Below are 21,222 nucleotides of genomic sequence, written 5' to 3'. Positions count from 1 at the left end.
TCACTGCGGTGGCGGAAGCTCCAGCGCGCGGGAATGACGCATCCGCCAGGCCAGGTAGGCGACTCCCAAGCGGGCCTTGCCCAGACCGTCGAAGGGGTCGAATCCGAGCTCACCCGAGAGGGTCTCGACGCGCACCTGCATCGTCGAATGATGGATGTCGAGCGAGCGGGCGGCCTGCCGGGCGCTCGAGGACTCGATGACCGCGACGATCGTCGCCGACGCCCAGGTGTGCTCGGTGAGGAGCGTTTCGAGGCGGTCGACGTCGGGATTGGTCGCCGTCGACGGCGACTCGGCCAGCATGTGGATGAGGCCGCCGTAGCGTTCGGCATCGACAGCGCTGCTGGCGGGGCGCTCGCACAGCCGAAGCGCGATGAGCGCGGTGCGGAACGACAACGCCAGATCGGGGATCGCGCCGGTCACCCCGAGCCCGCAGGGCGCGGCCGGCGCGTCGCCGGCGGTGACCGAGGCGGGAGCGATCAGCGTGTGGATCGTGCCGAGCGAGGTGGAGATGACATCGCTCGGCCAGTTCGGATGCGACGCCCATTCTGCGAAGAGCGGCTGCGTCAACACGCGGTACCGCTGCGACGGTGAGAGTCCGAGTCGGGCGGCGGCCTCCGACCGCTCATCGACGGGGTGGTCGCGGCCGAGCAGAACCGCGATATCGCGTCGAGCTGCATCCGGGTTGGCGCCGGACCGCCGGATACCGACGGCGAGCGCGAGCCGTTCCAGGATGATGGCGTCATTGGCTTCCTCGGGTCCGGCGCGCTCGAGCCATACCGCGGCGTCGGAGTCGACGCCGTGGCTGAGTCGGCCAGTGGGCGGATCGCCGGCGAGTGTCTCCCCGAGAGGCGAGACGCGCGGGCCGAACGAACACCCGGCGGGACACCCGGCCAGGGCTGCGGCGGTGGCAAGCAGCCCATGAATATTCACCTGGCCGACGATGAGTTCGTCGAAACAGGCAATGACCCGCAGACCGAGACTTGCGGTCGGATCCAGAGCGGCGATCCGACCGAGGAGTTCCTGCACGACGCCTCCTGAGGTCCGGCCGAGATGATGTCGTCGACCCTACGCCGCGTCGCCGGTACCCGAGGTCGGTCGGGCCCGACGACGCGCAGCGCCGGGTCAGTGCGCGAGTGCGCGGTACACAGCGGTCTCGAAATCGAGGTAGCCGCCCACCGATGCCGCGTCGGCGAACGGGAAGATCTGCGTCGCCCAGTAGCCGCCGATCTTGTTCTGCCGGTCGATCCAGTAGTAGAGGTTCGCCAGACCTGCCCAGGCCAGAGCGCCGGCGGGCCGGCCGGTCGGCGCGTCCTCGTCGTTGATCATGAATGTGAGCGCCCACGACTTCGGCATCCCGGGAAAGAACTCGGCATCGTTGGACAACGCCGGGATCACGCCGGGCAGCATCTTCACCTTCAGCTCGCCGAGGTGATTGCGCCCGGCATCGGCCACAGTGTCCGGTCGGAGAATCTGTGCGCCCGAGTCCGCGCGTCCGTCGTTGAGCCACATGCGAATGAATGTGAGGTAGTCGCCCACGGTCGAGTAGAGGCCGTGTCCGCCCATGTGCACCTCGGGGTCGTCGGGAAGTGCGAAGCCATGATCGGGAGTCAGCGAGCCGTCGGCGTTGCGATGGTGCATCGTGGCGGTCCGGCTCCGCATGTCGTCGTTGCGAGTGAACGAGGTGTCGGTCATGCCGAGCGGGTCGAGGATGTTCTCCGTGACCACCTCGCCGAGTCGCTGTCCGGCGATCGCCTCGATGACCAATCCGGCCCAGTCGATGTTGCTGCCGTACTCCCACTCGGTGCCCGGGTCGAACAGCAGCGGGCTTCTCAGTGAGGCCATCGACGAGGTGACAATACTCGGTTGGCCGTGCTCGGTGGCGAGGCGGTTGTAGGTCTCGTTGAAGAAGTCGTAGCCAAAACCCGCTGTGTGGGTGAGGAGTTGACGGGTGGTGATTTCCGACTTCGGTGCTCGCAGCCTTGGTTGTCCGGCGTCGTCGAATCCGTCGATGACCGACACCTCACCCAGTCGCGGCTCGTACTCGCGCGCGGGTGCATCGAGATCCAGTTGGCCGCGCTCGACGAGTTGCAGCGCCGCGGTGCCGGTGATCGCCTTGGTGGTGGAGAAGATCGCGAAGACCGTGTCGGTGGTCATCGGAGTGTCTTCGTCGAGAGCTCGCCGCCCGGAGGACTCCAGCACGATGGTCTCGCGGTCGGTGGTCACGCCCGCGACCACACCGGGTACGCGATCCGTCCCGGCCGACGCGGCGGCGATGACCGCGCTCGCGGCATCTTCGACCTTCTTCGGGTCGATGGTGGGTGCACTCATTGTTATTCCTTCCATTGGGGACGCTCGTGGATCAGTGGGGGGTTCAGTCGGCGAGCATTCGCTGTACCCACGAAAAGCGGGTGTGCAGCATCGCTTTCGCCATCGCGGTGTGCGGGGCGAAGATGTCGCAGGCATGGAACGCGCCGGGCCAGACGTGGAGTTCGGCGTTGACCCCGGCCGCCCACAAACTGTTGGCGTAGGCAACGACCTCGTCGCGAAAGATCTCGCAATCGCCGACGTCGAGGAAGGCCGGCGGCAGCCCGCGGAGATCCTCCGCCCGCGCGGGAACCGCATATGGCGACACTGCGTCGGTTCGATATGCATCCTGAAGGTAGGCCTGCCAACCGGTTTCGTTGGACACCCGATCCCACACCCCGACGCCGTCGAACTGCTGTGTGGATGGCGCGATCCCGCGGTCATCGAGCATCGGGTAGGACAGCAACTGGCCGCGGATGGCCGGTCCGTCGCGGTCACGTGCGGCCAACGCCAACCCCGCCGCGAGACCACCACCGGAACTGGCTCCCGCGACCAGGAGTCGACGCCGATCGATGCCGACGCGCTCGGCATTGCGGGCGGCCCAGTCGAGGGTCGCGTACATGTCTTCGCGCGCATATGGATCGGCGAACTCTGGAGCCAATCGGTACTCGGTCGAGATCAGCACTGCACCAAGCTTTTCCACCCAATCCAAGCTGGCGTCGAGCGCGTTGAAGCGATCCCCGAACATCAATCCGCCGGAGTGGGCGTAGACGATGGCCGGCCGCCGCGACGTCATCCCGAGCGGAGTGAAGATGGATAGGGTGACCGGGTCGCCCCGAAATCCCTCGATGGTCGCTTCTCGATGTGCGACGGCTCGTCCCCGCATAGTGTCGGCCAACGGGCGTGAGGCATAGGACTGCCGCATGAACCCGATGAGGTCCGGCGTCACCGTGGGTGGAAAAGTGCCGCCCACAACGGCGAGGCTGGCCCGCAACTCGGCGTCGAACGGTGGGCCGCTCTCCGTCGAGCCGGCGGGCTGTGTCATGGAACACAGTCTAGGAACGATGTGACCCAGCCGAAACCGCCGACCCGACGGAGTTGGTGGTGGTGTCGACCGCCAGATGGCGGTTGCAGTGCGGGCAGCCGCCAGGGGCGGAGACTTTCGGCGAGAGCTTCCGGCCTCGTACGTCTGTGCGAAAATTGAGGGCGACGTGCGTAGAACCCGATGGATTGTCCACCAGGAGGACTCATGAGCTCAGGCGAAATCCCGTCCATCTCAGAACATTTCGGTGATCCGATCACCGTCGACGAGCATACGACGTTCATCCCGGTGAGTCGGCGCGGGCTGTTCGGTCGCCCAGTTGCCATGGGCGCATTCACGATCAGCGACGGAACTGCCACATGGACGCCGATAGTCGATCAGGGGAGGGTCGCGCTCAGCGGCGTGGTCACCGGACTTGTCGCCGCGACCCTGGGCTCGGCAGCGGTGTACAAGCAACCGCCGTGGCCGACGATGACGATCGTCGATGACCGGGGGACCGCCAGCTAGGTAGCGGACCCCGAGCGACGTTTGCGGGTCATCGCGCTGTGGGTGATCGCGGAACTCAGCGCGGGTGCCGGTAGCGGGGAGAACTGTCTGTCACTGCGAATTCCGTCGAAAATGAAGGTCAGGTAGCGCTCGTACAGATCGGGTGCGACGTCGCGTGTGCTGTCCATGATCGGCGCCATCGCCGACTGGATGAACGTGACGTCGGTGGGGGCAAAGTCGTCGCGGACGACGCCGGCCTGCTTGGCGCGGTCGACAAGTTCGACGATCAGCGGTGCGATGCGGACGCGGACGTCGTTGATGCGTTCGTCGCCCAGCGTTGGGTCGCTGAGAATCTGGTGGAGTCCGCGGTCGCCGATCTGCATCTGCAGGGTGCGGCGCAGGTAACTGGTGAGGGCCAGCCAGGGATCCGGTTCATCGAGTGCTTCCCGGGCGACGGCCTCGACGGCCTGAAGTCGCTCCTCGAAGAGCGCGTCGATGATCTCGCCCTTGTTCGCGAAACGTCGGTAAGCCGTGCCCACGCCGACCCCCGCGTGGTGGGCGATGTCGTTCAGTGTGACGTCAAGACCCTTCGCGGCGAACAACTCTCGGGCGGCTTCCAGTAGTCGCTCGCGGTTGATCTGTGCGTCCTTGCGGAGCGGTCGGGCTGCGTCCGCCTGTGCCATGACGTGAACCCTAGCATAAGCGGATTGACTATATCCGCTTGGTGAGTATCGTGGTAAGCGGACAACGATATCCGGTAACGGAGGAACGCGAGATGAAGTACACCAAGAGTGGCGGCCAGACTGGGGCCGGACCGGCCGACTGGTTCACCGGCACCGTCCAGATCGACGGCATTCGCAACCCAGATGAACAGACAGCCATCGGTTGCGCGCACGTCCGGTTCTCGCCCGGCGCGCGCACCGCCTGGCACCACCATCCGAAGGGCCAAACCCTGTACGTCACAGACGGTATCGGCCTCGTTGCCACCCGAGACGGTGTCGTACAGGAGATCCGGCCCGGCGACGTGGTCTACATCGAGCCTGGCGAAGAGCATTGGCACGGCGCGACAGCCGACCGCTTCATGGCGCACGTCGCCATGCAGGAGGCCGACGAGAACGGCGAGGTCGTCACCTGGCTCGACCACGTCACCGATGAGGAGTACACAGCGTGATTCTCGACGAAACCTACACACTGTCCAACGACGTGACGATTCCCAAGCTGGGCATGGGGACGTGGTTCATCGACGACGACAAGGCCGCCCAGGCGGTACGCGACGCCGTCGACGTCGGCTACCGCAACATCGATACCGCGCAGGCATACGGCAATGAGCGCGGCGTCGGTGAAGGTGTCCGCACCAGCGGTGTCGCCCGCGATGAACTGTTCGTGTCCAGCAAACTGGCTGCCGAGATCAAGAACTACGACGACGCCGTCAATGCGATCGAAGGATCACTGTCGACGATGGGGCTCGATTACCTCGACCTGATGCTGATCCACAGCCCGCAGCCGTGGGGCGATTGGCGCGGCGGCGACTACGCCGAGGGCAACCGCGAAGCGTGGCGTGCGCTCGAGGACGCCCACAAGGCGGGACAGCTCCGGTCGATCGGGGTCTCCAACTTCGAGGAGCACGATCTCGACAGCATCCTGGCGGCCAGCACGGTAGCGCCGCACGTCAACCAGATCCTTGTGCACGCGGGCAACACCCCGGCCGAGCTCATTGCCTACTGCGACGGGAAAGGCATTCTCGTCGAGGCGTATTCACCGATTGGCCACGGTGAGATCCTCCACAATCCGGACATCGTCGCGATTGCCGAGCGCTACGACGTCACGGTGCCCCAGCTGTGCATCCGCTACACACTGCAGCTGGGGGCGGTGTCTCTGCCGAAGACCGCCAATCCCGAGCACATGCGGAGCAACGCGCAAGTCGACTTCACGATCTCCGCCGAGGACATGAACACGCTGCGCGGCATGCACATTCGGGACTACGGCGAAGCGGGCGCATTCCCGGTCTTCAGCGGGAAGTGACGTGAGTAGCGGCCGGCCGGTGTCGAGTGAAGGTATCCGTTGCCCATATCCTCAGTTACGCAATCAGGTGAAGATATGGCCGATCTAGCTCACACGGCGGTGCCGCCGGTCAGATAGTGATCGATCGCGGGACCCATGCGGGCGGCGAGGTCGCCGATGTCGGCGCCGGCAATGTCGGGTTGGCGCAAGACGAACCGCATCATGAGGATTCCCAGGACGTGGCTGGCGATCAAGGCGATGCGGAGCTCGCGATCCTCGGCGAGTGCGAAGTCACCGAGCACCATGGTCGCCATCCCGATGAAGAAAGCACGCATCCGTTCGGCGACCTCGTCGTGTGTGACGGCGATGCGCAACAGCGCGATCGCACGTTCGCGCTGCGCGGCGTCGTTCTCCCAGATCGTCAGCACGCGGGTGACGAACTCGGTTCCGAGATGTGGGGCGTAGGCGTCGAGTCCGCCGAGAACGGCGGTCGGGTCGACCTGCGGGCGCAGGGCCTCGACGGTCAGTGCGTTCTTGTTGCCGAAGTAGTGGTGGATCAGGGCGGGGTCGACGCCGGCACGTGAAGCGATGGCGCGCATGGTGGTTCGGTCGAATCCGCGTTCGGCGAACAGCTCTCGGGCTGCGGTCAGGATCGCCTCCCGCGAGTCCGGTCGTCCGGCATCGAGGCGCGGTCGCCCCCGTTTTCGTTCGCTCATGGGTCAATCGTGCCGGGCGAGAACCAGCATCTTCTCCTCGATGGTGGCCGGCACGGGCGTGATGGTGGCGGGAATGCCTGCCTGATCGAGGATCGCATCGAGCTTGGCCGTGTCGGTGTCGGCGACGCGAATTGCGCGCCCGGACAGGATGACCGGCACACTCGCCGCATTCAGGACCGCGAAGGCCTGCTGCCAGTCGTCGGTGCTCACCGATACTGCGCGAGTGTCGCCGATGATGTCGGCTTCGCTGCCGTGTGCGACGAGCTTGCCCGACGACATCAGCAACAGCCGGTCGCATTCCTGGGCTTCTTCCATGTAGTGGGTGGTGACGAGAACGCCGGTGCCCTTGTCGGATTCACCTCGGATGGTGTCCCACAGCCGTGCACGGGACAGGGCGTCGACCCCCGAGGTCGGTTCGTCGAGCACAAGTGCGGCAGGGGAGTGCGCGAGGGCGACGAGGAACGCGATCCGTCGTTGCGCGCCGAGCGGGAGCTCGCCGACCAGGGTGTCGGCATGCGACCGGAGATCGTCGGGCAAGGCCGGTGTTGTAACACCATAGGTTCCGGTGGAGAAATCGAGATTCTCGGCGACGGTCAGGTCCCGATACAAACCGAGGTTCTGGGGGACATAGCCGAGGCGTGCGCGCCGGTCGCGATCGGGCGGACCGTCGAACAGGGAGGTTGTGCCCTCGGTGGGTCGGAGTAGTCCCAGGAGTATGCGGATCAGGGTGGTCTTGCCGGCGCCGTTGGCTCCGAGCAGCCCGACGACCTCGCCGGGCTTGACGTCCATCGTGACGTCGTCGACGGCGGTGAAGTCACCAAACCTCTTGGTGACCGATGTGGCGCGAATGACTGCGTTGCTGCTCATGCCGGCGCTCCCGCGGCCAGCTGTCGTTGCAGCGACAGTGAGATGACGATGTCCTCGAGGTCGGGTTCGACGACAGAGCCCGGATCGATGTCTGCGGGCGTCGAGCCGTCGGGCCAGAATTCGTGACGCTCGTGGCCACGACGCCACGACCATTCAGGTCGCACCGGTCGGGTTGCGCGCGTGATGGTTCCACGAAATCCGGCCCGGACGTCGTCGTAGGAACCTTGCGCGAGGGTGCGTCCACCGTCGAGTACCAGGAGTGAGCCCGCACGCTCGGCCTCGTCGAGGTAGGTCGTCGACATGATCACCGCGGCGCCATCGGCGGCGCACTCGGAGATCATGCGCCACAGATCGATTCGGCTGACCGGATCGACGCCGGTACTGGGTTCGTCGAGGATGATCAGCTTCGGGCGGTGGATCATGGCCATCGACGCGGCCAGTTTGCGACGCATGCCACCGGACAGTGCCGACGCCAGCCGGTCGGCGGCGACGCCGAGACCGGCGCGAGTGATCATCTCCTCACGGCGTTCGGCCAGTTCGGCTCCGGAGAGCCCGTAGATACCGCCGACGAAATCGAGGTTCTGCCGGACGGTCAGCGCACCCCAATTGCCCGGTCCCGCAGGCAGAAAGCCCAGGCCGTTCTTGTCGGGCGACGTCACCTGTCCCGAGTTGGGAATCACCTTGCGCGCAAACGCCCGCAGCAGCGTGGTCTTGCCCGCACCGTCACCGCCGACCACCGCGACCACGGTGCCGGCGGGCAGTTCCACCGACACGCCGTCCAGTGCTACTGTGTCGCCGAACTGGACGGATATCGATGTGGCCGAGGCGATCACGAGGCATCGGCCGGTGCAGTGACGCTGCGCGCCTTGGGTGCATTGGGCGCCAGGTCTCGCCGGAACCGCAACGTCGCTCCGGTGAACACCACGACGGCCATCACGGTCAGAATCAGCAGCGGCAGCCAGAGCGAAGATATCGGCGCGCCTCGGAGCATGACACCCTGGGAGATCATCGTGAAGTAGGTCAGCGGCAATAGGTAGCCGATCCAGCGCACGCCGGCGGCCATGGCGTCGAGCGGAAAGATCATGCCCGACAGGAGGATCTGGGGTAACAGGAAGAAGAAAGCCGTTTGAATTGCCTGGCCGGTGGTTTGCGAGATCGTCGATATCAGCACGCCGAGGCCTAGTACGACGAACAAGAAGATCCCGCCGCCGAGCGCGAACGTCAACACATTTCCGTTGAAGGGAACACCGAACAGCCACATACCCAACAGGGTCACGATGATCATGTCGATCGCCGCGAGCAGGAAGTAGGGGGCGATCTTGCCCAGGATCACCTGGCTGGGTTTGATGGGCATGACGGCCAGCTGTTCCAGTGTGCCCGCTTCTCTTTCGCGCACCAGGCCGATGCTGGTGACGATGGTTCCGATGAAGGTGAGGATCAGCCCGATGATCGCGGGCACCATCACCCAGGAGGTCTTCAGGTCGGGATTGAACAGCACCTGCGTCTTCACCATGTTGCCGGCCTTGTTGAGGGCGGCAACCGTGGACTGGGCCGAGAACAGATTGGAGCCGTCGACCAACGCCAGAGCCGGTGTCTGTCCGGTGACGATCGCGACGTCAACCTTGTTCTCCTTCAACAGGTTCACCGCGTCCTGCTCGGTGTCGCCGGGCTCGATGGTCTTGACGTCGAAGTACGACGGCAGTTGGTCGGCCACCTGCTGGGCTTGTGGACCGACGACCGCCGTTTCCGTCGAGGAGACGAAAAAGTTTGCGGCGTAACCGAATATGACCAGCAGCAGCAACGGGAGCGCAATCAACATCGCGAGCGTGCGCGGATCGCGCCGCAACTCGCGGAACTCTTTGAGAATCATCGCACGCATGCACTTGAGCTTAAGACTCAAGCGGGAGAATGTCACCAGTTGTTGAATATTTCCTCATTGACTCCCGTCGGCACCGCTGCCTATGGTCATACACCATCCAATTGATGTATGGCGTAACGCGGAGGCTGGGATGGGGCTACTGGGTGGGCGTGCTGTCGTGATGGGCGGCAGTGTTGCGGGGATGTGCGCGGCCGGTGCGCTGGCGCCGTATTTCGACGAGGTCGTCGTGCTCGAACGCGACCTCATACCCGACGACGCCGAGCATCGGCGCGGAGTGCCACAGAGCAAGCACCCGCACTTCCTGCTCAACGCGGGTCGCCGCGCGATGGACACCCTCTTCCCCGGCTACGAAGACGCTTTGATCGACGCCGGAGGAATGCATCTCATGCCGTCGATGGCGGCCGCGCATTGCGAAGGCAGCGGCTGGATTCCGCGGCAGGAAAGCACCATGACCATGGTGTATGCGTCGCGGCTGCTGATCGAGCGCACCTTGCGCGGCAAGCTGCGTGAGCTCAGGAATGTTCACGTCGTCGAGGGCGTCAACGTCGAGGGCATCGAGATCGTCGGTGACGCCGAGTCGGGCGGCCGGGTCACCGGCGTGTGGGCGACCGGCGGTGACGACGGCCCCGACCGTCGGCTGATCGAGGGTGACCTCGTTGTCGACACGCTCGGTCGCGGATCGCTCGTGTCGGACTGGCTGGTCAAGGCGGGCTGGCCGGAGGCGCCGGTGCAATCGCTCGACGCCGGGGTCACCTACACCACCCAGTGGTTCCAGAAACCGGCCGATCTGCCGGAGTCCTGGTGGTGGCACCAACTGTCGGTGATGCCGACCAGCGACACCGGTCCGCACCCGCCTGAACACGACTTCCTGTGCCAGATCTTCCCGATCGAAGGCGACCGAGTGCTCGTGACCATGGGCTCCTGGGGGCACCCGATGCCGCGCAAGGAGAACGACTTCTACGACGCCGCCACTCGGCTCCGGACCCCCGTCTTCGCCAAGATCATGGCGTTGTGTGAGCCACTGTCGAAGGTGTTCGTCACCAAGTCGACCGGCAACAAGCGGCGTCGTTTCGACGAGCTCGAGAACCCGCCCGCCGGCCTCATCGTCCTCGGTGATGCGATCTGTGGCTTCAATCCCTTTTACGCACAGGGGATGACGTCGGCTGCCAAGAGCGCCGTCCTGCTGAGCGACATGCTCGACGTCGAGCTGCGTCGCGGTCAGGCCCTGCTCGACGCCGCCTTCCCGCAGCGATACTTCGCGGCGCAACGCGAATTGCTGGACGACATCTGGGTTCTCGCGCTGGCCCGAGACCATGGCTACGAGAACGCCGAAGGAACCGAGATCGCGCCCCGCTGGCGCCAGCGCATCGCCGCCCGCGCGGGATGGCCGATCTTCAACCTGATCTCGGCGACGAGTCGTGAGGACAAAGCGGTGGAGAGTGCCTTCACCGCGGTGTTCAACCTCGAACAACCGGTCACCGCGATGGTGACCAGTCCGCGAGTGCTGTTCGGGCTGGCCAGGTTTGCCATCAAACGTGCAGTGGGTCGCAACCGGCTGCCGATCGGATTCGATCCGCAAGCCGACCCGCCGTCGGACATCTATCGCGATGGCCGGCCCCAGCCGGGTGGCCCGGCCACGGTGCTCCCGCGCGTGCAGGTGGTCTGATCATGGCGGTATCGTGCGACACCGGATCACCCGCCTACATCATCACCCGCTACCTGGGCTTCGACTGTCAGGACTCCAATCCATTTGTCACACTCCGGAATCCATTTGGCCTCGACAACTGGACGCTGCCTGTGCTGGAGCTGACGATCGTTGTGGGCGCGATCCTCGCACTCGTCCACGCGATCCGGCGCCTGCGCAACGATGGTGACGCCACCAACCTCGCGCTGTGGTTCGGTGGACTCGTCTACCTTTTCATCATCGAGCCACCGCTGTACTTCCCGGAGTGGTTCGGCATGCAAGACGCGATGGGATTCATGTTCTCCCACAACGTCTTCACCGTGCAGTTCATGTACGACCGGCTACCCTTGTACATCGTTGCGTTCTATCCGGCGCTCAGTCAGGTGGCCTACGAGATCGTGCGTGCCCTGGGAATCTTCGACGGCAGCAAGGGATCCACGCTGCGGGGTGCCGTCGGTGTAGCACTTGTCTACCAGGCGTTCTACGAGATCTTCGATCAGCTGGGACCGCAACTGAAGTGGTGGGCCTGGAACGTCGACGAGCCGTTCTACGGACCTGACTCCGCCAAACTCGGCAACCCGTCGGCGGTTCCGTTGATGGACTCGGTGCCCTTGAACAGCGTGTGGCTCTTCGCTTCTGTGTCGTTCGGTGTCCTCGTCTACTTCTGCGCGAAGCTGGTCGCCGACCCCACGCGAGCCGGGAATCCGCCACGCGGGTGGTCGTTGACGTGGCGCACCGTGGTGGCCGGGGCTCTGGCAGTCGTCTGCATGCCGCTGTTCAGCATTCCGACCGCGGTATTCGGCCGCGAGAACGCCAACCTGACCGGCCAGACGATCGTGCTCGGCATCGAGATCGCCCTGCTGTGGCTGGTCGGCGGCTACATCCTGGTGACGCATTGGTGGCGTCACCGCCGAGATCCGTCGGGAACCGCTGCGCGGACCGCGCGGCCGTTCCTGCGGGTCTTCCCGGTCCTCTACCTCGCCGTGCTGGCCATTCTGTGGATCACCGCTCTGCCCGACGTCATCGGCGCATCCGACGTGGTCACGGTCAATGACACACCGACTGGCAACCTCTTCTACGTCGTGTGCTGTTTCGTGGTCGCCGGGACATCGCTCACCGCGGCGTTGCTCCGTGGACGCGCTGCGGTCGAGATTGAGCAGCAAGCGGCTCCGGCGACACCGTCGGCCAGCGGCTCATGAGAAAATCGTCCGGGTGAGAACACGTGGGTGGCAGGGTGACCTGCCGCGAAACTCGGAAGAGGCGCGGTCGCGCATCCTGGACGCGGCCATCCGCTGCGTCGACCGATACGGCGCGCAGAAAACCACCCTGGCCGACGTGGCCAACGAGATCGGCGTCACCCGCCAGACGGTCTACCGGTATTTCCCCACGGTCAACGACATGCTTGCCGCGGTCGCCGCCGCCGGCGCGCAGGACTTCCTCGATCGCATGGCTGTCGACCTCGCGCACGTCACCACAGCGCAGGACGCGATCACCGAGACGATCATCTACTGCCTGCGGGTGCTGCCCGACGAACCGGCGATCGGCCTGCTCGTGCGCGCCGGGGAGACCGAGTTCTTCACAAAGGAGGCCACCACGGCCGGTGCCATTGCGCTCGGTGCGTCGATGCTTCGCCGGCTGTCGGTGGACTGGGAAGCCGAAGGCTACGACGAGACGGCGATGCAGGGGCTTGCCGAGATGGTGATGCGCGTCTGGCTCAGCTTTCTGCAATACCCCACGCACCCGCCGCGTACCGACGACGAACTGCGAGAGTTCTTGCGTGCCTGGGTGTGTCCGCGAGCGCGCACGTCGTCGTAGCGTCTCCGCTGGCGGAGCCCCTCCCGCTGGCTGAGGTGCGAGGAGCGCTAGCCGCCGGGCTGAGGAGCCCCATGCGAGGTACGAGCATGGAGCGTCTCGAAGTCGACGAGCCTCGAAGCCCCTGGTGACCGTAGCTACGTGGTCGTCTAATTGCCTTGTCTCACTGGCCCTTCGAGGCTCTCGGCTAGCGCCTCGAGCACCTCAGGGAGCGGGGGGGGGGGGGGCGATCGGCGAAGGGCTCGTTACGTCAGTCGGCGCCGACAAAGGTGGCCAGAATCGTCCGGATTACCGCCATGCCGGGCTCGATCGACACCGATGGATTGACCGCACGCTGGACGCCGAGTCCGAAGGTGGTCGCGGTCAACATCCCGGCCAGTTCCTGGGCTTGCTCGTCGGAGATGGCCCCCAGGCCGAGGTGATCGGCGGCCTGCTGGATGACCGACACCATCGTGTCCCGCATGCCGGTGTGCATGGTCATGATCATCTCGGCCACCCGACGGTCACCGCGCGAATCAAGCGAGAGTTCCATCTCCAGCATTGTCCAGCCGACGTCGCCGATGGTGTCGCTCATCCACTTCTCCAGCCCATGCTGAAGGTCAGAGACTCCGTCGCTGCGGGCCACGATGTCGGCGACCTCGGCGAGTTTCTCCTGCTGCACACCCTGCAGGACGACGCGGCAGAGGTTCGCCTTGTTCTGGAAGTTGGAGTAGACGGCTCCCTTGGAGTAGCCGGCGTCGTCGGCGATCTGTTCGAGGCTTGTGGCGCGATAACCGTCGCGCAGAAAGCGCACACGTGCGGCGTCAAGGATCTCGCGTCGAGTGATGGCCTGACGGTCGGCCCTGCTCATTCGCGCCACCGTCACACTGTAGCGTGACAACGGCCATTGACATTCTCGAAGTATCCAAATACCGTCGGTATCCGAAATGGCGACGGCGAGGATATGCATGCGACGACTCACAGCGCGACCACTGTCCGACTCGGTGGTGGTGATCACCGGCGGTGCTCGCGGAATCGGAGCGTCCACCGCCGAAGTGTTTGCGGCTCAAGGATCTTCGGTATGGATCGGTGACCTGGACGCCGACGTGGCCCAGGAGACCGCCGCAGGCTTGCCCGGTGTGCGCTCCGCGGGCCTCGACGTGCGGGATCGCGAGTCGTGGCAGACGTTTGTCGACGAGGTGATTCGTGAGTCGGGTCGTATCGACGTGCTCGTCAACAACGCCGGCGTGATGCCACTCGGTCCGTTCCTCGACGAGGCCGACGACGTCATCGACCTGACCTTGGACGTCAACGTACGAGGCGTCATCAACGGAATGCGGGCGGTCGCCCCGGAGATGATCCGCGGCGGGGGCGGGCGCATCGTCAATGTGGCGTCGATGGCGGGACGGCTCCCGATTCCCGGAATGGTGGCCTACAACGCCAGCAAATTCGCCGCGCGCGGTGTATCACTCGCTGCGCGAAGGGAACTGATCGAGCAGGGTGTGGTGGTGTCGACCGTCCTGCCGTCGGCGGTTCGGACCGAACTGTCGTCAGGCGCTCCGCTGGGGCACGGCATGCCGACCGTCGACCCCGTCGAGGTGGCCAAGGCCGTCGTCGGCGCCTCTCTCAGCGGTGCGCGTGAGGTCTCGGTACCGCGCTGGTTGGGGCCGGGCTGGTCGCTGGTCGACGGCCTCGTACCCGAATGGCTGGAGTCCCGTGCGCGGCGGCTCATCGGTGACAATCGCGCGTTGACCTCGCTCGATGCCGATGCGCGTCGCGCGTACACCGACCGGATTGCCCGTCACGCCGGCAGTGCCGATGTGGCCTCGCGAGGAGGGAACCGATGAGCAAGACCGCGATCGTCATCGGCTGCGGCGGCACGATCGGTGGGGCGTGGGTCGTAGCCGCCCTACACGCGCTGGCCGAACAACTCGGGTCCGAACCCCGCGACGCCGATGTCCTGCAAGGAACGTCGGCCGGCGCGGAACTCGTCACCATCATCGGCGGCGGCGCCGACATCGACGAACTCGTTGCGATGCAGCGCGGCACCAGCGCCGACCTCCGATTGCGTCGCCACGTCGTCGACACGCCCTTCGGCCTGCCGCGGATCCCGCGTCCGCCGCTGCTTAATCCGAGACTGCTGCGATCACAGCACGGACTGGCGGCGCTCACCGGCATCGCACCGACCGGACGTGCCGATGCCGCGTGGCTGCAACGACTGGCGGACGGGTATGCCGACTCGTCGGGTTGGCTCGCTCACCCCGATGCCCGCATGGTCGCGTTCGACTACCGCGCCGGTCGGCGAACCGTATGGGGCGGAACCGAACCCGGATCTATCACCGTTGGTGAGGCATTGCGATCATCCTGGGCGATCCCCGGCTGGATGCCGCCGGTCGTGATCGACGGCAGGTCCTACGTCGACGGTGGCGCGGCATCGACCGCCTCCGTCGATCTCATCGAACCCGAGGATGCCGACGTCATCTACGTGATCGCTCCGATGGCGTCACATCCTGGAGTGCGTGTACCCGGCGTGGGTGGACTGATCGAGCAGGCCGCGTTGCGCGGACCTATGTCGAGCTTGTTGCGCCGGGAGGTCGCCGAGGTTCGCGGCCGCGGCACTCAGGTGGTCGAAATTCTGCCCACTGCAGCCGATCTCGCTGGACTCGGGGCCAACTTCATGAACCGAGGGCGTCGCGCCGAAGCGTTCGAATCCGCCATGCGCACTGCGTGGCACACCGTTCGGCGTGCTCTGAGGGAAAGCAAGGCCGGTGGATGACCGCGCCGCGAATCCTGATCATCGGAGCAGGGGTCGCCGGCATCACTGCGCTGCACGTACTGCGTGAACGCGGATACACCGACGTGGCTGTTCTCGAGAAGGGCGACGACGTCGGCGGTGTGTGGCACTGGAATCGGTATCCGGGTCTGACGTGCGACGTACCGTCGCAGATCTATCAGTTCGGGTTCGCCCCGAAACCCGACTGGACTCGAATCTGGGCCGACGGCAGCGAGATTCAACGCTACCACCGTGATGTCGTCGAACAGTTCGGGCTCGCACCGCACATCCGGTGCAACACCGAGGTGACCTCTGCCGCCTGGGACGACGACGCCCGCACGTGGGCGGTCTCGACGGCAGCGGGCGAGGATCTGGTCGTCGACGTCCTCATCTGTGCCACCGGTGTTCTCCATCATCCCGCCATTCCTGACATTCCTGGTCTGGCAGAGTTCGACGGCCCGGTGGTTCACACCGCGCGCTGGGACGGCGATGTGGTGACCGACGGCAAACGCATCGCTGTGATCGGCACGGGATCGACCGGGGTTCAGGTGGTTTCGGCACTGCAGCCCGCGGCCTCCTCGATCGTCCACTTCGTCCGGTCGCCGCAGTGGATTCTGTGGGCAACCATGGGAATTCGGCAGTCACGAGTTGTGTCGTCGGTTCTGCGACGACTCCCTCCGGTGCATCAGACGCTGACAAAGTCACTGCTCTGGGGCTCAGGAATTCTTGCCGACATCACCACCCGTCCGAGTTGGCGCCGCCGGCTCGTCCAAGCGTACGCACGTCTGTCGTTGAGGGTTCAGGTACGCGACCGTGCGCTCCGTACGGTGCTGACCCCCGACTACGAACCGCTCTGCAAACGACAGGTCGTGTCGGGCACGTACTACCGTGCGATCCAGGCACACAATGCAATTCTCGTCAACGATCCGATTACGGAGATCACCGCTCAGGGCATTCGGACCGCCGACGGCACAACGCATCCCGTCGATGTGGTCGTGCTGGCGACCGGATTCCATGCGCACAACTACATGCGGCCGATGACCGTGTCCGGGCGAGACGGTATGACGCTCGACGAGGCGTGGGCCGACGGGCCGCGCGCCTACCGGACCCTCGCAGTTCCTGGGTTCCCCAACATGTTCACGGTGCTGGGGCCGAACTCGCCCACCGGTTCGATCTCGCTGCAACTCACCTCCGAACTCACCGCAGGCTACATCGCCGACCTCCTCGATCACCTCGAGCAGACGTCCAGCGCAACGATCGAGGTGACCGAGGAAGCGACCAAGAAGTTCAATGCCGATGTGACGCAAGCGATGACACCGACGGTCTGGAACACCGGTTGTAACTCCTGGTATCTCACCCCCAACGGTGCCGTCGACCTGTGGCCGTGGGACAAGCCGACTCTCACCAGAATGCTGGCGCATCCCGATCTCGATCACTTCGACGTTCGCGCCGCGGATGGTGCGCAGGTGCTGTCGGCACGTTGACGCATCCGGCGCGCAGGTGCGAATCAGTTCACCGATAGCGTGGGTCGTCGCGGCTGACGTTCGGCGACATTGTGCGCGAGCGCTTCTCGGAGTGCTCGCACGGCTGGATGTCCGGCTCGACCGGCGCGCACCGCGGTGTACAGGATGCGTTCGGGCCTGCCGGGTAACTCGATGAGTTGGGTGCCCTCGAGGTGATCCGTCGCGATCAGGGCGGGTACGAACGCGACCGCGTGGCCGGTGCGCACGAGGTGGGCGTGCAGTAGCGGATCCGGCCCCTCGAACCGCACCCGAGGTTCGAAGCCCGCGCTGCGGCACATGGCACGGGCCCAATCCCCGCTCGCGCTGCCCGGCGGGTCCAATGCCCATGGGGTCGAGGCGAGTTCGGCGATGGTGCCGGGCCGTGCGGCCCACGGACCGTGCGAGGGCACGGCGAGGTAGAGCGGATCGGGCGCGAGGTCGGTTCGGTCGGTTCCCTCGCGTACCGGGTCGGGGAGGCCGGGGTACTCCTCGCCGAGAATCACGTCGAACAGGCCGGACAGCAGGCCGCTGAATGCCGCGTCGACCTCGCGCATGGTGATCTCCACCTCGAGAGCCGGGTGGCTCTGCTCGAGCAGTGTCAGCACGCGCGGTGCGATCTCGAGGACCACCGTCTGGAACGACGCCAGGCGCAGCGTTCCGTGTACGGCCGGTTGCGCGGCGGCGAGATCGGATTCGGCCTGCTCCAACTGCGCGAGCACCGCCTCGGTATGTGCGACGAGCGTGAGTGCGTCGTCGGTGAGACGGACGCGTCGGCCTACGTGCTCCAACAGTTGGACACCGGTTTCCCGTTCGAGCATTGAGAGCTGCTGTGAGATCGCCGACGGCGTGTACGACAACGCCTGAGCGACCTGTGCGAGCGTTCCCCGCAGGTGGAGTTCGCGCAGGATTCGCAGCCGTGCGACGTTCAGCATCCTGCCTCCATTGGTTAGCTGAAGTGATGATACAGCGCCAGAAACATTCACTGGACTGATCAATTATGCGAGTCGATGCTTGATGCGTGAGCACGACGGCACGCGCTCCCGCATCTGCTCCCGCAGTGGGGATGATCCTCGGATCATGCGTATCGCTGCAGTTCGGGGCGGCGATCGCGGTGCACCTGTTTCCGGCCATGGGCTCGTGGGGCGTCACCACGATGCGCTTGGGACTGGCTGCCGCGATCCTCCTGGTCGTGGTTCGCCCGCGAGTGCGACGGTGGACCTGGTCCCAGTGGCGGTCCGTCGGGTTGTTCGGACTCGCACTGGGCGGGATGAACGGGTCGTTCTACTGCGCCATCGAGCGGTTGCCGCTGGGCGCGGCGGTGGCCATCGAGTTCCTGGGACCACTGCTGCTGTCGGCCGTGCTGTCGCGTCGCGCCGTCGACCTGGCCTGGGTTGCGCTGGCGTTCACCGGTATCGGCCTGCTCGGCGTCGAGAGCGCGACGCAGGCTGATTCGCTCGATTTCGTCGGCGTTCTGTTCGCCTTGGTGGCCGGATCATTCTGGGCGCTCTACATCATCGCGAGTGCGCGAGTCGGCGACGCAGTGCCGGGCGCCGGCGGACTTGCTGTCGCACTGGCATTTTCGACGGTGTTCGTGTTGCCGTTGGGAGCATCAGGCGCAATGCGTGCGCTCGATGACCCAACTCTGCTGGTGGGTGTTCTTGCGGTTGCCGTGCTGTCGTCGGTCATCCCATACACGCTGGAATTCGCTGCGCTGCGCCGACTTCCGCGACATGTCTTCAGCATCCTGCTGAGCCTGGAGCCCATCGTCGCGGCACTTGCCGGCTGGGTGTTGCTGAATCAGCCGACCGGGCCACTACGACTCGCGGCCATCGACTTGGTCATCGCCGCCAGCATCGGCACCGTGGTGACGGCCCGGTCGGTGTCAGGGCGTGACGAGCGACTTGATGGCGCGACGTTCGTCCATGGCGGCGAAGGCCTCGGCGATGTCGCTGAGCGGGAGGTCGAGGTCGAAGACCAAGCCGGGGTGGATCTTTCGCGACCACGTCAGATCTATGAGGTGAGGTAGGTAGGCTCGGCAATTCGCCGGTCCGCCCTTGATGCCGACGTTGCGCCAGAACAACTGGTCGATGGGGAGATCGCCGTGCGGCACCCCGACGAGCCCGATGTTGCCGCCATCGCGAACAGAGCCCGCCGCCTGCAGCCGGGCTCCTTCGGTGCCAACGCACTCGAGGACGCAATCGGCGCCGATGCCGCCGGTCAGATCCTTGATCTTGGCGATGCCCTCGTCGTCGCGTTCGGGGACGATGTGGGTGGCGCCGAATTCGTTCGCGATCTTCTGGCGTGCCTCATGACGGCTCATGGCGATCACCGTCTGGGCACCCAGCTGCCGCGCGGCGAGCACCGCGCACAGGCCGACCGCGCCGTCGCCGACGACAGCGACACTCGTGCCGGGCCCGACACCTGCCGACACCGCTGCGTGCCACCCGGTGCACATGACGTCCGACAGCGCGAGCAGGCTCGGGATCAGGTCGTCGGGTGGCGACTCGGGGGTCGCGATCAGCGTGCCGTCGGCCATCGGGATGCGGATCTGCTCGGCCTGCGCGCCGTCGTAGTGCGATCCGTGCTGACAGTTGGCGGTGGCGCTCTTGTGGCACAGCGGGCAGGTGTTGTCGGAGGGATTGAATCCGCCGACCACGAAGTCGCCCGGTTTCACGGTGGTGACGCCATCGCCGATCGCGGTGACCACCCCGCAGAACTCGTGACCGATCGGCATGGGCTTGGGCACGGGTGTGATTCCGCGGTATCGCCACAGGTCGGACCCGCAGACGCAGGCCGCGACCGTGCGGACAACCGCATCCGACGGTTCGACGATGGTGGGGTCGGATCGTTCCTCGAAGCGGACGTCCCGTGGCGCATGCAATACGGCTCCGTACATGCTTTCCACTCAACTCCACTTCGCCCGCGCATGGGAGGCATTGCCGTTACCCCTAACGTGCGACCCGCCGCTTCCAGAGCACAGGAAGCGGCGGGAGCGACGCAGGTACAGGTCAGACGGGTGAGCCCGCCACCGCGCGGGAGTGGTCGATCTCCAGTGGGATGTTCTCCTCGGCTGCTTCGACGGCCGGCGGTTCCTGCCCGGGGCCGAAGTGCGCGAACTGCTCGATGTGCTGATCGAGCGTGAGTGGACTGGGGGTTCCGTAGGTGAAGTAGGTCTCCCAGGGGAGTTTCGCCCCACCAATGGCCAGGCCGGTGTCGATGTCGGCCATGTTCCAGGTCTTGGTCTGTGCATCCGGATCCATGTGCAGATAGCCCGCTTCGCCGAACAGTTCGATGCGGTTGCCGCCGGGCTCGAACACATAGAGGAACTGTCCTTGCGTGATGCCGTGCACGTCCGGTCCGGCCTCGATCTGAATGTCGTAGTCGCGGAACATCTCTGCCGCGTCGATGTTGTGCTGGCCGTTACCGTAGTAGAACGCGAGGTGGTGGAGTTTACCTGCGCCGCCGGTCATGTCGCGCATGCAGGCGATCTCGTGGCCCAACAGATTCGAACTCATCCATGCGCCGATTTCGACCTCACCGTCGACGACGCGTTCGGTGGTACGGAATCCGAGGTGCCGCTCGAACTCGTTCTTCACCGCAGTCACGTCCGACGCCATCAGGTTCAGGTGGTCGATGCGCTTCACGGGAATGCCCTGCAACGGCTTCTTCGACGGACGCGAGAGAATCTTGCTCTGCAATTCCGGTGGGGCGACGTACTTCTCGGCCTCCCATAAGAGGGCAAAGTTGTGGCCGTCGGCGGTCTTGTAGGACAGGGTCTTGCCGTAGCCGAACTCGTCTTCGTGCCACTTGCTGTCGATGTTGCCGTCCTTGAGCGACGACGCCCGGCGCTCGAGAGCCTCCGGTGAGCTGGTGCGCATTGCTGCGTGACCCATGCCGGGCTGGTCGGACTCGGTGATCTTGAGGCTCCACTGATAGGGGTCCTCGTAACCACGGAGAAACACCGACTGACCTTCGCGCTTGGTCACGTACATCCCGAGAAAACGGGTGAAGAAGTCCTCGGTTTCCTGCGGCTTGGGGCTGAAGAGTTCGCAGCGCGCCAGGTGCGCGACATCGAAACGGGCGGGGTTCTCGCTCATCGGTTCTCCTGTGGTCAATCGTGCGGGCACCGCGTCTGCGGGGACCTTCCATCTACTGGATGCTCACAGCATGGCCGTGT

General features: G+C 65.4%; 21 protein-coding genes and 1 pseudogene. 10 read left to right on the top strand and 12 right to left on the bottom strand.

All coding sequences use genetic code 11. The annotated features are described in order from the left end of the window. The 3 genes from MKW15_RS11600 to MKW15_RS11590 form a co-directional block, all read right to left on the bottom strand. Complete coding sequence (locus tag MKW15_RS11600) at positions 1-1,026, bottom strand: CdaR family protein (protein WP_240857777.1); 1,026 nt, start codon at positions 1,024-1,026, stop codon at positions 1-3. Between the two features lie 96 nt (positions 1,027-1,122). Next, entirely contained in the window at positions 1,123-2,328 is a 1,206-nt protein-coding gene (gene acmB, locus MKW15_RS11595; protein ID WP_240857776.1) for a methyl acetate hydrolase AcmB, read from the bottom strand. Positions 2,329-2,371: 43 nt separating this feature from the next. Continuing rightward, positions 2,372-3,349 carry an alpha/beta hydrolase fold domain-containing protein gene (locus MKW15_RS11590; RefSeq protein ID WP_240857775.1) on the bottom strand — a complete coding sequence of 326 codons (978 nt, stop codon included), beginning with the start codon at positions 3,347-3,349 and terminating at the stop codon, positions 2,372-2,374. A gap of 204 nt (positions 3,350-3,553) precedes the next feature. On the opposite strand from MKW15_RS11590, the gene MKW15_RS11585 reads away from it, so the two are divergent. Further along, positions 3,554-3,853, top strand: coding sequence for a hypothetical protein (locus MKW15_RS11585; protein ID WP_240857774.1), 300 nt, complete (start codon positions 3,554-3,556; stop codon positions 3,851-3,853). On the opposite strand, the gene MKW15_RS11580 is transcribed toward MKW15_RS11585, so the two are convergent. Next, complete coding sequence (locus MKW15_RS11580; RefSeq protein WP_240857773.1) at positions 3,850-4,515, bottom strand: TetR/AcrR family transcriptional regulator; 666 nt, start codon at positions 4,513-4,515, stop codon at positions 3,850-3,852. The genes MKW15_RS11585 and MKW15_RS11580 overlap by 4 nt on opposite strands. Positions 4,516-4,607: 92 nt before the next feature. Between MKW15_RS11580 and MKW15_RS11575 the strand changes: the two genes are divergently transcribed. Both MKW15_RS11575 and MKW15_RS11570 read left to right on the top strand, forming a co-directional pair. Beyond that, positions 4,608-5,003 carry a (R)-mandelonitrile lyase gene (locus tag MKW15_RS11575; RefSeq protein ID WP_240857772.1) on the top strand — a complete coding sequence of 132 codons (396 nt, stop codon included), beginning with the start codon at positions 4,608-4,610 and terminating at the stop codon, positions 5,001-5,003. Positions 5,004-5,056: 53 nt separating this feature from the next. Beyond that, positions 5,057-5,854 carry an aldo/keto reductase gene (locus MKW15_RS11570; RefSeq protein ID WP_240857845.1) on the top strand — a complete coding sequence of 266 codons (798 nt, stop codon included), beginning with the start codon at positions 5,057-5,059 and terminating at the stop codon, positions 5,852-5,854. An 89-nt stretch (positions 5,855-5,943) separates the two neighbouring features. On the opposite strand, the gene MKW15_RS11565 is transcribed toward MKW15_RS11570, so the two are convergent. Genes MKW15_RS11565 through MKW15_RS11550 form a run of 4 tightly spaced genes read right to left on the bottom strand, consistent with a single transcriptional unit; the run spans position 5,944 to position 9,295 of the window. Beyond that, on the bottom strand, positions 5,944-6,549 hold the full coding sequence (locus MKW15_RS11565; RefSeq protein WP_240857771.1) for a TetR/AcrR family transcriptional regulator: 606 nt from the start codon (positions 6,547-6,549) through the stop codon (positions 5,944-5,946). Between the two features lie 3 nt (positions 6,550-6,552). Beyond that, positions 6,553-7,416, bottom strand: a complete 864-nt coding sequence (locus MKW15_RS11560; protein ID WP_240857770.1) for an ABC transporter ATP-binding protein — start codon at positions 7,414-7,416, stop codon at positions 6,553-6,555. After that, a complete protein-coding gene (locus MKW15_RS11555) occupies positions 7,413-8,249 on the bottom strand; it encodes an ABC transporter ATP-binding protein (protein ID WP_240857769.1) in 837 nt (278 codons plus the stop codon). The genes MKW15_RS11560 and MKW15_RS11555 overlap by 4 nt, the downstream gene beginning before the upstream one ends. Next, positions 8,246-9,295, bottom strand: a complete 1,050-nt coding sequence (locus tag MKW15_RS11550; protein WP_240857768.1) for an ABC transporter permease — start codon at positions 9,293-9,295, stop codon at positions 8,246-8,248. The genes MKW15_RS11555 and MKW15_RS11550 overlap by 4 nt, the downstream gene beginning before the upstream one ends. Before the next feature lie 130 nt (positions 9,296-9,425). Between MKW15_RS11550 and MKW15_RS11545 the strand changes: the two genes are divergently transcribed. Genes MKW15_RS11545 through MKW15_RS11535 form a run of 3 tightly spaced genes read left to right on the top strand, consistent with a single transcriptional unit; the run spans position 9,426 to position 12,794 of the window. After that, positions 9,426-10,961, top strand: coding sequence for an NAD(P)/FAD-dependent oxidoreductase (locus tag MKW15_RS11545; RefSeq protein ID WP_240857767.1), 1,536 nt, complete (start codon positions 9,426-9,428; stop codon positions 10,959-10,961). Positions 10,962-10,963: 2 nt separating this feature from the next. Then, on the top strand, positions 10,964-12,178 hold the full coding sequence (locus MKW15_RS11540; protein ID WP_240857766.1) for a hypothetical protein: 1,215 nt from the start codon (positions 10,964-10,966) through the stop codon (positions 12,176-12,178). A gap of 13 nt (positions 12,179-12,191) precedes the next feature. Continuing rightward, positions 12,192-12,794 (top strand): TetR/AcrR family transcriptional regulator, encoded by a 603-nt coding sequence (locus MKW15_RS11535; protein ID WP_240857765.1) that lies wholly within the window; start codon positions 12,192-12,194, stop codon positions 12,792-12,794. Positions 12,795-13,041: 247 nt separating this feature from the next. Here the strand turns inward: MKW15_RS11535 and MKW15_RS11530 are convergent, their stop codons facing one another. Then, positions 13,042-13,641, bottom strand: coding sequence for a TetR/AcrR family transcriptional regulator (locus tag MKW15_RS11530; protein ID WP_240857764.1), 600 nt, complete (start codon positions 13,639-13,641; stop codon positions 13,042-13,044). Positions 13,642-13,738: 97 nt separating this feature from the next. On the opposite strand from MKW15_RS11530, the gene MKW15_RS11525 reads away from it, so the two are divergent. Genes MKW15_RS11525 through MKW15_RS11515 form a run of 3 tightly spaced genes read left to right on the top strand, consistent with a single transcriptional unit; the run spans position 13,739 to position 17,027 of the window. After that, on the top strand, positions 13,739-14,617 hold the full coding sequence (locus MKW15_RS11525; protein WP_240857763.1) for an SDR family oxidoreductase: 879 nt from the start codon (positions 13,739-13,741) through the stop codon (positions 14,615-14,617). Then, a complete protein-coding gene (locus tag MKW15_RS11520; RefSeq protein ID WP_240857762.1) occupies positions 14,614-15,546 on the top strand; it encodes a patatin-like phospholipase family protein in 933 nt (310 codons plus the stop codon). Before MKW15_RS11525 ends, MKW15_RS11520 begins: the two co-directional genes overlap by 4 nt. Next, complete coding sequence (locus tag MKW15_RS11515; protein ID WP_240857761.1) at positions 15,543-17,027, top strand: flavin-containing monooxygenase; 1,485 nt, start codon at positions 15,543-15,545, stop codon at positions 17,025-17,027. Before MKW15_RS11520 ends, MKW15_RS11515 begins: the two co-directional genes overlap by 4 nt. Positions 17,028-17,050: 23 nt before the next feature. Here the strand turns inward: MKW15_RS11515 and MKW15_RS11510 are convergent, their stop codons facing one another. Next, positions 17,051-17,977 (bottom strand): LysR family transcriptional regulator, encoded by a 927-nt coding sequence (locus MKW15_RS11510; protein ID WP_240857760.1) that lies wholly within the window; start codon positions 17,975-17,977, stop codon positions 17,051-17,053. 131 nt (positions 17,978-18,108) lie between these two features. Here MKW15_RS11510 and MKW15_RS11505 point away from each other — a divergent pair. Next, a pseudogene (locus MKW15_RS11505) lies at positions 18,109-18,894 on the top strand (EamA family transporter); the annotation flags it as partial. A gap of 33 nt (positions 18,895-18,927) precedes the next feature. Here the strand turns inward: MKW15_RS11505 and MKW15_RS11500 are convergent. Beyond that, a complete protein-coding gene (locus MKW15_RS11500) occupies positions 18,928-19,941 on the bottom strand; it encodes a zinc-dependent alcohol dehydrogenase family protein (protein WP_240857759.1) in 1,014 nt (337 codons plus the stop codon). 112 nt (positions 19,942-20,053) lie between these two features. Next, a complete protein-coding gene (locus MKW15_RS11495) occupies positions 20,054-21,142 on the bottom strand; it encodes a VOC family protein (RefSeq protein ID WP_240857758.1) in 1,089 nt (362 codons plus the stop codon). Positions 21,143-21,222 lie beyond the last annotated feature (80 nt).

It is taken from the genome of Gordonia gummivorans, from assembly GCF_022513585.1.
In the GTDB taxonomy this organism is placed as follows: domain Bacteria; phylum Actinomycetota; class Actinomycetes; order Mycobacteriales; family Mycobacteriaceae; genus Gordonia.
Note: the sequence above shows the minus strand (reverse complement) of the source record. Positions and strands in the feature narration are given on the sequence as shown.